Origin of the sequence: Zobellia alginiliquefaciens, assembly GCF_029323795.1 — a bacterium.
Taxonomy (GTDB): domain Bacteria; phylum Bacteroidota; class Bacteroidia; order Flavobacteriales; family Flavobacteriaceae; genus Zobellia; species Zobellia alginiliquefaciens.
In genome coordinates this window covers 3,438,207-3,451,940 of record NZ_CP119758.1, presented here as the reverse complement: position 1 = coordinate 3,451,940, position 13,734 = coordinate 3,438,207, and the positions used below count along the sequence as shown (strand labels likewise).

General features: G+C 38.5%; 11 protein-coding genes. 5 read left to right on the top strand and 6 right to left on the bottom strand.

The features are described from left to right. Positions 1-119: 119 nt before the first annotated feature. Positions 120-1,952 carry a 30S ribosomal protein S1 gene (gene rpsA / locus P0077_RS14500; RefSeq protein WP_276165929.1) on the bottom strand — a complete coding sequence of 611 codons (1,833 nt, stop codon included), beginning with the start codon at positions 1,950-1,952 and terminating at the stop codon, positions 120-122. 263 nt (positions 1,953-2,215) lie between these two features. Between rpsA and P0077_RS14495 the strand changes: the two genes are divergently transcribed. Further along, positions 2,216-2,596 (top strand): LysM peptidoglycan-binding domain-containing protein, encoded by a 381-nt coding sequence (locus P0077_RS14495; protein ID WP_276165928.1) that lies wholly within the window; start codon positions 2,216-2,218, stop codon positions 2,594-2,596. A 56-nt stretch (positions 2,597-2,652) separates the two neighbouring features. Here P0077_RS14495 and cmk read toward each other — a convergent pair whose 3' ends face one another. Next, on the bottom strand, positions 2,653-3,345 hold the full coding sequence (cmk, locus tag P0077_RS14490; protein ID WP_276165927.1) for a (d)CMP kinase: 693 nt from the start codon (positions 3,343-3,345) through the stop codon (positions 2,653-2,655). Next, complete coding sequence (gene lon / locus P0077_RS14485) at positions 3,345-5,795, bottom strand: endopeptidase La (RefSeq protein WP_276169209.1); 2,451 nt, start codon at positions 5,793-5,795, stop codon at positions 3,345-3,347. The genes cmk and lon overlap by 1 nt, the downstream gene beginning before the upstream one ends. Positions 5,796-6,025: 230 nt before the next feature. Here lon and P0077_RS14480 point away from each other — a divergent pair, with 230 nt between their 5' ends. From P0077_RS14480 to P0077_RS14465, 4 genes are read left to right on the top strand one after another with little or no spacing between them, the layout of a single operon-like run. Continuing rightward, positions 6,026-6,580: an RNA polymerase sigma factor gene (locus P0077_RS14480; RefSeq protein WP_276165926.1), complete on the top strand. Its 555-nt coding sequence runs from the start codon at positions 6,026-6,028 to the stop codon at positions 6,578-6,580. Between the two features lies 1 nt (position 6,581). Continuing rightward, positions 6,582-7,142 carry a hypothetical protein gene (locus P0077_RS14475; protein ID WP_276165925.1) on the top strand — a complete coding sequence of 187 codons (561 nt, stop codon included), beginning with the start codon at positions 6,582-6,584 and terminating at the stop codon, positions 7,140-7,142. Beyond that, on the top strand, positions 7,123-8,214 hold the full coding sequence (locus P0077_RS14470; RefSeq protein WP_276165924.1) for a hypothetical protein: 1,092 nt from the start codon (positions 7,123-7,125) through the stop codon (positions 8,212-8,214). The genes P0077_RS14475 and P0077_RS14470 overlap by 20 nt, the downstream gene beginning before the upstream one ends. A gap of 33 nt (positions 8,215-8,247) precedes the next feature. Further along, complete coding sequence (locus P0077_RS14465; protein ID WP_276165923.1) at positions 8,248-8,970, top strand: head GIN domain-containing protein; 723 nt, start codon at positions 8,248-8,250, stop codon at positions 8,968-8,970. A gap of 30 nt (positions 8,971-9,000) precedes the next feature. Here P0077_RS14465 and P0077_RS14460 read toward each other — a convergent pair whose 3' ends face one another. The 3 genes from P0077_RS14460 to P0077_RS14450 are packed head-to-tail and all read right to left on the bottom strand — an operon-like array spanning position 9,001 to position 13,644. Further along, positions 9,001-10,338 (bottom strand): MFS transporter, encoded by a 1,338-nt coding sequence (locus P0077_RS14460; RefSeq protein ID WP_276165922.1) that lies wholly within the window; start codon positions 10,336-10,338, stop codon positions 9,001-9,003. A 60-nt stretch (positions 10,339-10,398) separates the two neighbouring features. Then, positions 10,399-11,208: a M48 family metallopeptidase gene (locus P0077_RS14455; RefSeq protein WP_276165921.1), complete on the bottom strand. Its 810-nt coding sequence runs from the start codon at positions 11,206-11,208 to the stop codon at positions 10,399-10,401. A 36-nt stretch (positions 11,209-11,244) separates the two neighbouring features. After that, positions 11,245-13,644: a glycoside hydrolase family 31 protein gene (locus P0077_RS14450; protein ID WP_276165920.1), complete on the bottom strand. Its 2,400-nt coding sequence runs from the start codon at positions 13,642-13,644 to the stop codon at positions 11,245-11,247. Positions 13,645-13,734: the final 90 nt, after the last annotated feature.

Genomic DNA, 13,734 nt, shown 5'->3' with positions numbered 1-13,734 from the left:
GTTTTCTTTAGAAGTACTGGTATAATCTACATAAACCCATTACATTATAACATGTTTGAATAAAAAAAATCCCCATAACCAAAAAGGCTATGGGGATTTTATATGAATTGATATAAGGTTTACTTCTTACCTTCCATCTTATCTTTCAACGCTTGCAATGCTTCGTTAGCGTCACCTAATGTAGGTTTAGCCTCGTCTGCAGATGCAGCAGCTTTCTTCTGTGCTGCTTTAACGTTACGCTGCTCTTCCTCGCGGAAAATAGCAGTGTGACTTGCAACAACACGCTTGAAATCTTTATTGAATTCAATGATCTTAAATTCGGCTTCGTCTCCTTTACCTAATTTCTTACCATCTTCTTTCTCTAAATGACGTTGCGGAATGAAAGCAGTGATATCTTCGTTAAAGTCTATTGTAGCACCTTTATCAACGATATCGGAAATAGTAGCTTTATGAACGGTATCTACAGCAAATTCAGCTTCATACTTATCCCAAGGATTCTCAGTAGTCTGTTTGTGACCTAAGCTAAGCTTACGACCTTCAACATCCAACTCTAACACTTCAACTTCCATTTTGTCTCCTACAGAAACAAATTCAGATGGGTGCTTGATTTTCTTAGTCCAAGAAAGATCAGAGATATAGATAAGACCATCAATACCTTCTTCCATCTCAACAAAGACACCGAAGTTAGTAAAGTTTCTAACGATACCTGAATGCTTAGAACCTACAGGGTACTTAGTAGTAATATCTGTCCATGGGTCTGGAGTCAATTGCTTGATACCAAGAGACATTTTACGATCTTCACGATCCAATGTCAACACTACAGCTTCTACTTCATCACCAACTTTTACGAAATCCTGAGCTGAACGCAAGTGCGTAGACCAAGACATTTCAGAAACGTGGATCAAACCTTCAACACCTTCAACAACCTCTATAAATGCACCGTAATCTGCAATTACAACTACTTTACCTTTTACTTTGTCTCCAATTTTGATTTCATCGCTCAAGGCATCCCAAGGATGTTTCTCCAATTGCTTCATACCCAACTGGATCCTAGATTTGTTCTCATCGAAATCAAGTATAACAACGTTGATTTTCTGATCCAATTCTACAACCTCGTTCGGGTGGTTGATACGGCTCCAAGAAAGATCGGTAATGTGTACCAATCCATCAACACCACCAAGATCAACAAACACACCGTAAGAAGTAATGTTTTTCACAACACCTTCTAACACTTGTCCTTTTTCTAACTGGCTGATGATTTCTTTCTTCTGCTCTTCAATATCCGCTTCGATCAACGCTTTGTGAGATACTACAACGTTCTTGAATTCATGGTTAATTTTAACCACTTTGAATTCCATTGTCTTACCAACATACTGATCGTAATCACGAATAGGCTTCACATCAATTTGAGAACCTGGTAAGAAAGCTTCGATGCCAAAGACATCTACGATCATACCACCTTTAGTTCTACACTTAACGAAACCACTAACAATTTCTTCTTTATCATGGGCCGCATTTACACGATCCCAAGCCATAATGGTTCTAGCCTTTCTGTGAGAAAGAACCAATTGACCACTCTTATCTTCACGGATATCAATAAGAACTTCAACCTTATCACCTACTTTTAAGTTAGGGTTGTAACGGAATTCGTTCAATGAAATAACACCTTCAGATTTGGCGTTGATGTCTATAATCGCCTCACGGTCGGTTAAATAAACAACCTTACCTTCAACTACCTCTTCATCGGCAGTGTCTACGAAGTTCTCAGCTACCAATTTTTCGAATTCCTCTAATTTAGAGTCATCTACTCTTTCAATACCTTCCTCGTATTTCTCCCAATTAAAGTTTTCCAAAAACTCTTTTGGATCTTGCTTAGGAGCTTGTTCTTTTACTTCTTGTTTTGCTTCGGCAGCAGTTTCTTCTACCTGAGCTGTTGTTTTTTCTTCAGCCATTGCTGATCTTAAATTTGTATTCTACGATGTTACAAGAGCTAAACAATGACCGTAGAAGTAGTTATATGTAAAATTTTATCTTTCCTTTTCACTCTTGATGTATTTGTAAAAAAGGAGTGCAAAAATACATCTTTTTTATTAGTTTACCAACCTTCTTACAACCACAATCCTTTTAGGTCCTTTTTTTACTCTATTTTATACGCAAAACAGTGGTTTTATCGTTATCTTGGGGTCAAGAATATTAACCATTAAAAAGTATAAGTATGAGCGTTAAAGCAAAATATCAAGAAGTTTTAAATCTTGGTGAACAATTGGGTATAAAAAACGGGGATGTTTCCGAAGAAAACGGAGTGCTAAAAATTAAGGGCGAAGCCGAAACCCAATATGAGAAAAACTTGCTTTGGGATAAAATAAAGCAATTAGGTGGTGAAAACCCTTCTGACCTTAAAGCCAATATCACGGTAGCCGATTCTTCAGTATATCATAGACACACTGTAAAAAGTGGTGAATCTCTAAGTAAAATTGCAAAGGAGTATTATGGAGACCCAATGAAATACAAGCAGATTTTTGCTGCCAACACAGGTGTATTGAGTAACCCGGACGTTATTCACCCTGATCAAGTTCTTGTTATTCCTAATATCTAAGAATAACCGAAGACACATAAGCAAAAAGCTGCCAGATTTAAATCTGGCAGCTTTTTTTATACTTTTTCAATACAGCGATCGGCAATACTGAGCAGCCGTTCAAACTGCTCTTTCAGTCCCATATCACTATTATCAAATTCTATAGCGTTTTCTGCTTTTCGCAAAGGAGAAAACTCACGGTGAGAATCTATAAAATCCCGTTTTTGAACATTTTCCAAAACATCTTCATAAGAAACTTCTTCTCCTCTATTTAATAACTCTTTATATCTACGGGTAGCCCTTGCTTGTGGAGAGGCCGTCATAAACACTTTAAGTTCGGCATCAGGAAAAACTACAGTTCCAATATCCCTACCGTCCATAACAATACCCTTCTCCTTGCCCATTGCTTTCTGCATTTCCACCAACTTGTAGCGCACTTGCTCTATTTCAGCAATTCTACTAACAAAACTGGACACCTGCATGGTACGTATCTCCTTTTCTACATTCTCATCATTAAGATACATTTCAGAAAAACCTAGCTCCGGATTGGGTACAAAATGTAATTTGATCTTAGGTAAAACTTTCACCAATTCTTCTAGCCTTTCTTCTCCGCTACCAATGAAACCATTACGCATTGCAAACAATGTTATAGCACGGTACATGGCACCGGTATCTACATACACATAACCCAACTCTTTGGCCAGTTGTTTAGCTAGCGTACTTTTCCCTGTTGAAGAAAACCCATCTATGGCAATCGTTATCTTAGACATTAGAGTTTTTTAGCGTTCTTTACTTTCTGTCCCGTAATAGCTATATCCACCACTTCGTGCATATCCGTAACATAATGAAATTTCAGACCCTTAAGGTACTCTTTTTTTATCTCTAAAATATCTCTTTCATTGTCTTTACAAAGAATTAACTCTTTGATACGTGCCCTTTTAGCCGCAAGAATTTTTTCTTTTATCCCCCCTACCGGTAATACTTTTCCCCGTAGGGTTATTTCACCGGTCATAGCCAAACTCTTCTTCACTTTCTTTTGTGTGAACAAAGACACCAAGGAGGTTAGCATAGTAATACCCGCACTAGGTCCGTCTTTTGGAGTAGCACCTTCTGGTACGTGAATATGCACATTATACTTTTCAAAAATTTCCGGATTTATTTCAAATCGCTCTGCATTTGATTTGATGTACTCCATGGCAATCGTAGCCGATTCTTTCATTACCTTACCTAAGTTTCCGGTAATGTTCATAGCTCCCTTACCTTTTGATAAGATCGATTCAATAAAAAGAATATCGCCACCTACACTTGTCCATGCCAGACCCGTAACAACTCCTGCCACATCATTATTCTCATACTTATCGCGCTCCAAGCGTGCTGGTCCCAAAACTTTTTCAACCACCTCATTGGTGACCTTAATTATGTATTCTTCCTCAGTAGCAATGTTCTTTGCCGCATAACGCACCATTTTGGCAATCTGCTTTTCTAAAGAACGAACGCCTGACTCACGCGTATACCCTTCAACTATTTTTTCCAGTTGAGGCTTTCCTATTGACAAATCTTTTGAAGTAAGACCGTGTTCTTTTAATTGTTTTGGCAACAAATGTCTTTTAGCTATTTCAACTTTTTCTTCAATTGTATACCCCGTAACATTTATGATTTCCATACGATCACGAAGTGCAGGTTGAATAGTGCCCAAATTATTGGCCGTAGCTATGAACATTACCTTAGAAAGATCATACCCCATCTCCAAAAAGTTATCATAAAACTCACTATTCTGCTCTGGATCCAAAACCTCTAGCATAGCAGAAGAAGGGTCACCTTGGTGACTACTGCTAAGTTTATCTATTTCGTCTAGGATAAAAACAGGATTAGATGTTGCGGCCTTTTTAAGGCTTTGAATAATTCTACCCGGCATTGCCCCTATATAGGTTTTTCTATGCCCACGTATTTCCGCCTCATCTCTTAAACCTCCCAAAGAAATCCTCACATATTCACGACCAAGGGCTTCAGCAACCGATTTACCCAAGGAAGTTTTACCGACCCCTGGAGGCCCGTACAAACATAAAATGGGCGATTTCATATCATTTCTTAACTTCAAAACTGCCAAGTACTCAATTATACGTCGCTTCACATCCTCAAGTCCGTAATGGTCTCTATCTAGAATTTTTTGAGCGCGTTTTAAATCAAACTTATCTTTTGAAAATTCGTTCCATGGCAAATCTAGAAAAAGGTCTAAATAATTTCTCTGGATGGAATACTCCGCCACTTGCGGATTCATACGTTGCATTTTGGCCAGTTCCTTTTCAAAATGCTCCTTAACCTTATCGTCCCATTTTTTCTTTTTGGCCTTTTTTCGCATTTCAAATATCTCATCATCATGCGAAACACCGCCCAATTCTTCTTGAATGGTCTTCATTTGCTGATGCAAGAAATACTCACGCTGCTGCTGATCCATGTCATTGCGGACCTTAGACTGAATGTCATTCTTCAACTCCAATTTTTGGAGCTCCAGATTCATATGCTTTAAAGTAGCTAGCGCACGTTCTTGAAGATTATTGATTTCCAATAACTCCTGTTTTTCATTCACACCAAGATTTAGGTTAGAAGAAACAAAATTAATTAAGAACGAGTTGCTCTGAATATTCTTAATTGCAAAGGATGCTTCACTTGGTATATTGGGGTTATCCCTAATAATTTTTAACGCTAAATCTTTTATAGATTCAATAATCGCTAAAAATTCAGGTTCTGTAGGGTTAGGCCTTTCTTCATTCGTATCCCTTACGGTTGCGGTCATATACGGCTCTTCCGTAAGCATCTCGGCAACTTCAAAACGTTTTTTACCTTGCAGGATTACCGTAGTATTCCCATCTGGCATTTTTAACACACGTAAAATGCGTGCTACCGTACCCAGAACATTTATATCATTTACAGTTGGGTTTTCTGTATCCTTATCCTTTTGAGAAACAACACCAATTACTTTAGATCCATTATTCGCATCTTTTATAAGATTGATGGATGAATCCCTGCCCGCGGTAATAGGAATTACAACGCCAGGAAACAAAACGGTATTACGTAAAGGAAGGATAGGAAGTGTTTCGGGCAAAGCCTCGTTATTCATTTCCTCCTCGTCTTCTGCGGTCAAAAGGGGTATAAGCTCAGCATCTTCATCGATGGACTGTAGCGACATATTGTCAAAATTCGTGAATTTAGAATCTCCCATAGTATCAATTGCGGTCATTCTGTCATTTTAATGACAAAACCCTTAGTTATCTATTAACATCATATTCATCTAAAGTGCTAGTATAGGTAGCCTATACAAGCATAGCACCTTTTCTATCGGTGCAATATTGGCAATTCTTATGCCATCCTCCCAAATCATGTTTATTTATTTTTTTCGACCCAACTGTAACAATCCATAACTTACGTCATCTATAAAGAAACCATTCACTTTTGAGCCACGAAAGAGAACATATTGATACATTGTTACAATTGTGTCTAAACGGAAAGCAAAGTGCCCAGCTTGAAGTTTACAACCGCTATTACAAAGCCATGTACAACACGGCTGTGCGAATTGTAAAAACGAGCGACCAAGCCGAGGACGTTATGCAAGAATCGTTTCTAAACGCGTTTACGAAACTGCATACGTTTAAAGGCGAGGTTACATTTGGCTCTTGGTTGAAACGCATTGTAATAAACAACAGTATCTATCATTACAGAAAGCAACAGAAAAAAAACGAAGTTGCTTTTGAAGATGTGTTGTACAAGGTCGAAGATAACGAAATAGGCGTTGCCGATTCTCATGCGTTTACAGAACCGAAGGCTCAAAAAGTGATGGATACCATGAAGCAATTGAAAGACAATTATAGAATTTCTTTGACCTTACATCTTATTGAAGGGTATGATTATGAAGAGATATGTGAGATTATGAATATAAGTTATTCAAATTGTAGAACTACTATTTCCCGGGCCAAGGAAAGCCTGCGAAATAAATTAAAGGTAGCGTAAGATGCAAAAAGATAGTATAGATAAACTGTTCAAAAACTTAGAGGGTTCTTTTGACCTTGAGGCTCCTGCCCCTGGTCACGAACAACGATTTTTAGAAAGGTTAAATGTCCAACAGGGCGCTAAAACCTTAGACACTAAAAATAGAATATGGTGGAAGCCTTTATCAGTAGCGGCCTCAATTGCCATTATATGTGTAATTACTTTTGGTATTTATAACTCTGAACCCTCAATTGAGGAACAGGTGGCAGAAATCTCACCAGAAGTTTCACGTACCGAATTTTACTTTGCCAGTCTCATTGAGGAGCAGGTTAAAGAACTTAAAAACGAAAGCACGCCTGAAACCAAAAGAATTGTTGATGACACCATGATACAGCTTAAAAAACTGGAAACCAACTATACCAAATTGGAACAAGACCTGATTAATGGAGGGAACAGCAAACTTATCTTAAGCGCTATGATAACTAATTTTCAAACTCGTATTGACCTGTTACAGGATGTTCTCAATACCATTGAATCTATAAAAAACTTAAAAAACTACGATAATGCAGAAACTACTATATAACCCATTCACCATTCTGTTGTTCATGCTTCCCATATTGCTATCTGCAAACAATGGGCCGCTAAAGGGAAGGTATACCAAAGAAAAGACCATAAAAAAGGAGTTCCAGGTCAATAGTGATGCACTTTTGGATGTTCAAAACAGTTACGGAAACCTTAATATCATTTCTTGGAACGAAAACCGCATTCTAATAGAGGTACACATAACCACAAATAGCAACAATGAAGAAAAAGCTCAGGACAAACTAGATGAAATAACGGTAGATTTTGACGCTAGCAAAAGTTCCGTATCCGCTAGAACTATTTTCAATGCGAATAAAAGTAAATGGGGCTGGAACTGGGGCAGCAGTAACAATGTAAACATGCAGATCAACTACACCATAAAACTTCCCGTAAAGAGCAATATTGACTTAGACAATGATTACGGCAGTATTAGTATTGACCGTATAGACGGACATGCAAAAATAAGCTGTGACTACGGAAGGTTGGACATAGGGGAACTCAGAGGTCGTAACAATCAGTTAACCTTTGATTACACTACAAAATCAACAATTTCGTATATTAAGAGTGGTAAAATTTCAGCGGATTATTCTGGTTTTGAAATTGAAAAAGCCGGAAACCTTATCATTAGCGCAGACTATACCAATAGCTCCATAGAGCAGATGGAAAATTTACAATACTCAAGCGACTACGGAAAAATTGAGGTTGGCGAGGTCAGTAACGTTCAAGGGACAGGCAACTATATAACCGTACGATTAGGAACGGTTCATGGCAATGTAGATATAGCTGCAGACTATGGTTCTCTTAAAATAGAAAACATGGCAGAAGATGCAGGAAATATGCAATTGAAAACTGATTACACAGGTATAAAAATAGGGTATTCTCCAAGTTACCATTTCAATTTTGAAATCAATACCTCATATTCAGGAGTGAGTGGTAAAGACGATTTTGAGATCAACATAAGTCAAGAAAAGAATTCAAGTACGTATTACAAAGGCTTTCACGGTTCTGCAAATAGTGAAAATTCGGTTTCTATCGTTAGCGACTATGGAGGTGTATCATTTTACAAAAATTAAATCATCATCAAAAATCAATTAAAACAAACAGTCATGAAAAAATTTATTGTATTAGGTTTAGCATTTGCAACCATCTCTTGTTCCGCACAATGGGGCAAAGGGGTGAGAGGAAACGGAAACGTAGTTACCATAGAGCGTAACGTTAGCGATTATGAAGCCATTGCGGTATCCGGATGGTTTGATGTTGATTTAGTTAGCGGTAACGAGGGCGAATTGGTCATAAAGGGCGAAGAAAATCTCTTGGAATATATTATTACCGAAGTAGATAAGGGTAAATTGATCATCAAGGTTCAAAAAGGAGTGAACTTAAAACCTTCTTTACGCAATAATAGCATACAGATTAAAGTACCAGTAGAAAGCATAGATGCACTCAGTCTATCTGGCTCTGGTGATATAGTCGGCCAAACGACGCTAAAAACTTCTCGCTTAAAAACATCGATGTCCGGCTCCGGTGATATCACTTTAGAAGTTGATACGGATACGATGGTAGCTACCATGTCTGGATCAGGCGATATGAACCTCAGCGGAAACACCCGTGATTTTGAAGCTACCATTTCCGGTTCGGGAGACATTAAAGCCTATGACCTAATTGCCGATAATGTGGAAGCCACGGTTTCCGGTTCGGCCGATATTAAGGTTACGGCAAATGAAAAACTAAAAGCTAGAGTCTCAGGTTCTGGAGATATTAACTACCGTGGCAACCCTAAAAAAGTGGATACAAAAACATCCGGCTCCGGAGATGTTTCAAGTTATTAATACATCAAAAAGCGAATAACGGTCATCAAACTAAGCCTCTTTTATAGGGGCTTTTTTATTGACCCTCGTTAAAAGGAACATGCCTATTAAGAAAAATAGTCCCAAAAAGATAATTGAATATCTAATGCTTCCGGTTAGTTGTGCTATATAACCGTAACTCAACATTCCTATGACAATTCCTATTTTTTCGGCTACATCATAAAAACTGAAGTAAGATGCGGTATCGACTGCATCCTCTGGCAGAAGCTTGGAATACGTAGAGCGAGATAACGACTGTATACCCCCCATTACAAGACCGACTGCTCCAGCCGTAATATAAAATTCCATAGGTGTGGTTATGGTATAAGCAAAAACGCAGATGAAAATCCAAATGAGGTTTAAAACTACCAATGTGCTAATATTCCCAAAACGTGCAGAGCAACGGGAAGTTACGAATGCGCCTAACACAGCTACAATCTGAATTAAGAGAATACTCACTATTAGTCCCGTAGTAGAGTTGGTCGCACCCCAGTCCAGCTCTTCTATTCCAAAATAGGTTGCGATGAGCATAATGGTCTGTACTGCCATACTGTAGACAAAAAATGCGCCTAGATATCGTTTTAACGGTACATTGAGCTTAATTTTTGACCAAATCAATCGCAACTCTTTAAAACCGTTGAACAGAATATCCTTTGTAAAAGTTTCTTTCTTGTTACCCTTTGGCAGATGATAATAGGTGTATTGACTAAAACCTATCCACCAAAGCCCCGTAAGAACAAAAGACAGACGTGTTGGCATACCCTCATCTTCAAACCCAAAAGCATCATACTTAAGAATCATGGCCAAACAAATAACCAAAAGTATTACACTACCTATGTATCCTAAAGAATAACCTTTAGCACTGATGCGGTCCTGCTGCTCAGGAAAAGCTATATCGGGCAAATAGGAATTGTAAAAAACAATACTCCCCCAAAAACCAATTAAAGCCATAAAGTAACATAACAGGCCAAACCAAAGAAAATCCATACTAAACCAATACAGCCCAATACATGATGCAGCTCCTAGATAGCAAAAGAATTTCATGAAGATTTTCTTATTCCCCACATAATCCGCTATTCCACTTAAAAATGGACTCAGAAAAGACACGACCAAAAATGCTGCCGCCGTCACATAACTAATTAAAGTATCATTGTTAAAATCGACACCCATAAAGTGAACGGTATCGTCCAAAACTTTACCGTTTTCATCTTTCACCAAGGTAAGTGCTCCATAAAAGATAGGAAATATGGCAGATGAGATTACAAGGTTGTAAACTGAGTTGGCCCAATCATAGAATGCCCAAGCATTCAGGAGTTTTTTACTTCCTTTTGGAAGGTTGGTTTCTGACATAATGGTATAAAAAAACCGTTCTTTTTAAGAACGGTTTTAAATATACAATAATTGTAAGATCTATTGAAAGCTGGTTACACCAAACTTCTTAGCTTCTGCTCTTGCTGCTGGTGCCCATTCCGTTAAGTTATTGATTCTTGTATCGTTAGATGGGTGCGTACTCATAAATTCTGGTGGCGCTTCTCCCCCACTATTCGCTTTCATACGCTTCCACAGTTCGGCAGCTTCCTTTGGATCATACCCGGCAATTGCCATAATCTGCAAACCAATACGGTCGGCCTCGGTTTCATGACTTCGGCTAAAAGGCAACATTACACCTACTTGAGAACCTACACCATAGGCCTGATTGAACATCTCTCTTTTCTGTGGATCCTGAATAGCCACATTACCCGCTACAGCTCCTAATTGCTGTAATGTACCCGCACTCATACGCTGCGCCCCATGATCTGCCAAAGCGTGAGCTACCTCGTGGCCCATTACAACGGCAACACCTCTTTCGCCATCACAAATAGGTAAAATACCCGTATAAAAAACAATCTTACCACCTGGCATACACCATGCGTTTACCGTTTCATCTGCTACTAGGTTATACTCCCACTTATAATCCTGAAGATATCCGGAATATCCATTTGCGCTCAACCATCTTTCGGCTGCAGAAGAGATACGTTGACCAACTTTGGTTATCATCTTTGCCTCTGCCGAATTCTCAACTACCTTGTTTTCCGTTAAGAACTGGTCATATTGGGCAAATGCCGTTGGAAAAATTTGACTATTGGGATAAAAATTCAATACTTTTTTGCCTGTAAACGGATTTGTTTTACAAGCGGCTACCCCCAAAAATAGGGCTAAAACTAAAATTATCTTTTTCATTGCGGTTATGTTTAGAGCCGTAAAGTACAAAAAAAGTTATTCAGCAGTAATGCGCAATTGAGTAAAATCTTTGCTTACATGCACGGTATTATCCCCATTTGGCATAATGTCCTTTATGGATACCTTCTCATTATCTATCTGTACTTTTCCTATTTTAAAAGGAAGGCCATGCAATTTAATTTTAAATGTTTCATAGCTAGTTATAAAAGCACCGTCTTTAAATTGCTCTATCTTCAGCTCGCCCTCTTTCCCTAAAAGTTTAAAGTTTCTTAAACTATATTTTCCGTTTTCATACGTGTAGCCGTCTTCGGCATCTTCATAAACGGTAGAGTTTTCAGCGCCTTCTGTAAAATATACATCCAACGTTAATTCCTTGATTTCCAACTCACCTACATACTGCTGCACCGGGTATTTTGGAATAATAGCACCTGCTTTAATGAATAACGGAATCTTATCAATATCTGCAACTACCCATTTTTCTTTTCCTCCTTCTACAACTTCATCATTCCAATAATTATACCAATCGCCTCTAGGAATATACATTCTACGGCCTTTTGCGTTTGGTTCTTGAATTGGACAAACTAAAATCTGTTCTCCAAAAATGAACTCATCTGTTCTAAAATGTGTTTGTGTATCCTCTTGGTCATAACAAACTATTGGCAATAACATTGGCGTCCCTTCTTTAGAGTACCTCCAGAACATGGTGTACAAGTAAGGTAACAATTCGTAACGTAACTCAATGAACTTTCTAACAATGTCCGTAACCTCTTTACCGAAAGACCAAGGTTCTTGATCACCGTGATCACCACTTGAATGTACCCTACAAAATGGATGAAAAACACCCAACTGAATCCACCTTGCAAAAAGCTCTCCGTTAGGCTGCTCAGCAAAACCACCAATATCCGACCCTACAAAAGAATACCCGCTCATACACATACGCTGCATCTGAACGTTGGCGATCCATAAATGTTCCCAAGTGGCCACATTATCCCCTGTCCAAGTGGATGCAAAACGTTGCGTACCGGCATAGGCCGCTCTGGTTATTACCAAAGGTCTTTTAGGATATACATATCTTTTTACACCTTCATAGGTTGCCCGCACCATTTGCATACCATAAATATTATGCGCTTTTCTGTGGCTACTAGGGTTTCCGTCATAATCGTGGCGTGTATCCAACGGAGCTGTTTTCGTTGGCACTTCCATTACCGCAGGTTCGTTCATATCGTTCCAAACGGCATGAACGCCAATCTCGGCCATGAATTCCTTATAAAGTTCCGCCCACCACTCACGCACTTCCGGGTTTGTAAAATCTGGAAAATTACATTCTCCCGGCCATACTTTTCCTTTCATTCTTGGTCCATCGGCACGTTTACAGAAATAATCGTTTTCTACGGCTTCTTGATAGATCCAGTAATCCTTATCCACCTTAATACCGGGATCGATCATGACTACGGTCTTAAAACCATCTTCAAACAATTCATCGATCATACGTTTAGGCTCTGGAAATCTCTTCTTATCCCAAGTAAAGCACCTAAACCCGTCCATATAATCAATATCTAAATAAATGGCATCACATGGTATTTTTAGATCCCTGAACTGCTTTGCGATATCTTTTACATTGCTCTCTGGAAAATAACTCCACTTGGACTGGTGATATCCCAATGCCCATAACGGCGGTAGCTCGGGAGCTCCGGTTAAATTCGTATAGGCCCTAACTACTTTGTGCATTTCTGGCCCGTAGAAAAAATAATAGTTCATTTCACCACCGTCTGCCCAAAAGCTGGTGGTAGAACGGCGTTCATGTGCAAAATCAAAATGGGTCTTAAAACTATTATCAAAGAAAACACCGTAGGCTTGACCGCTGTGCAAGCCAATATAAAAAGGAATTGCTTTATAAAGTGGGTCTTGGTCTTTACCGTAAGCGTATTGATCCGTTACCCAATTGTTTACTCTTTTTCCTTTAAGGTTACTATGGGTAGCTTTGTCACCCATACCATAGAAACTTTCGGTATTTTGAGTGATTTTACTCATTTTTACAGTGTTACCACCGTGTTCATAGTTTTCTTCCCAATGAAAACCAAGTTCGTCTTCCATTATGATATTACCGTTTAAATCGGATATCTGGGTACGTAGTGTCTTTTTATCAACAAGTATCTGAAGCCTAGAGGTTTCAATTATGTACTCTGTTTTAGTTTCCAAACAGTCTAGATGACTGTAACCCCTGCTCGCATTAGGGTCTATAGCATAAGAAAAATCTGGCTGAAATGCATGTTCAGTTCCATAACGGAACCTAATAGTTCTATCTTGAATTACGGTAACTTCTAAAATTACCCCGTTTTCCGTAGTAAAATAAAACTTATCCTTATCCCTTACATAATCTACAATATGATTGGGGTATAAGTTTCCTTTATATTCTAGTTCTGTGTTGGTTATCATTTGTTTGATCTTTAAAGACTAACAAAAAAAAGACTTTAAACCTTAAAAACGAAATGATTTCAAAACATTTACCAACTATTATGATTAAAG

Excerpts from the sequence above, each read along its gene's own strand:
- P0077_RS14470 (WP_276165924.1), top strand. The coding sequence starts at position 7,123 with ATGCAGAAACTACTATATAACCCATTCACCATTCTGTTGTTCATGCTT.
- P0077_RS14465 (WP_276165923.1), top strand. The coding sequence starts at position 8,248 with ATGAAAAAATTTATTGTATTAGGTTTAGCATTTGCAACCATCTCTTGT.
- rpsA (WP_276165929.1), bottom strand. The coding sequence starts at position 1,952 with ATGGCTGAAGAAAAAACAACAGCTCAGGTAGAAGAAACTGCTGCCGAA.
- P0077_RS14460 (WP_276165922.1), bottom strand. The coding sequence starts at position 10,338 with ATGTCAGAAACCAACCTTCCAAAAGGAAGTAAAAAACTCCTGAATGCT.
- P0077_RS14495 (WP_276165928.1), top strand. The coding sequence starts at position 2,216 with ATGAGCGTTAAAGCAAAATATCAAGAAGTTTTAAATCTTGGTGAACAA.
- P0077_RS14475 (WP_276165925.1), top strand. The coding sequence starts at position 6,582 with ATGCAAAAAGATAGTATAGATAAACTGTTCAAAAACTTAGAGGGTTCT.
- cmk (WP_276165927.1), bottom strand. The coding sequence starts at position 3,345 with ATGTCTAAGATAACGATTGCCATAGATGGGTTTTCTTCAACAGGGAAA.
- lon (WP_276169209.1), bottom strand. The coding sequence starts at position 5,795 with ATGGGAGATTCTAAATTCACGAATTTTGACAATATGTCGCTACAGTCC.
- P0077_RS14455 (WP_276165921.1), bottom strand. The coding sequence starts at position 11,208 with ATGAAAAAGATAATTTTAGTTTTAGCCCTATTTTTGGGGGTAGCCGCT.
- P0077_RS14450 (WP_276165920.1), bottom strand. The coding sequence starts at position 13,644 with ATGATAACCAACACAGAACTAGAATATAAAGGAAACTTATACCCCAAT.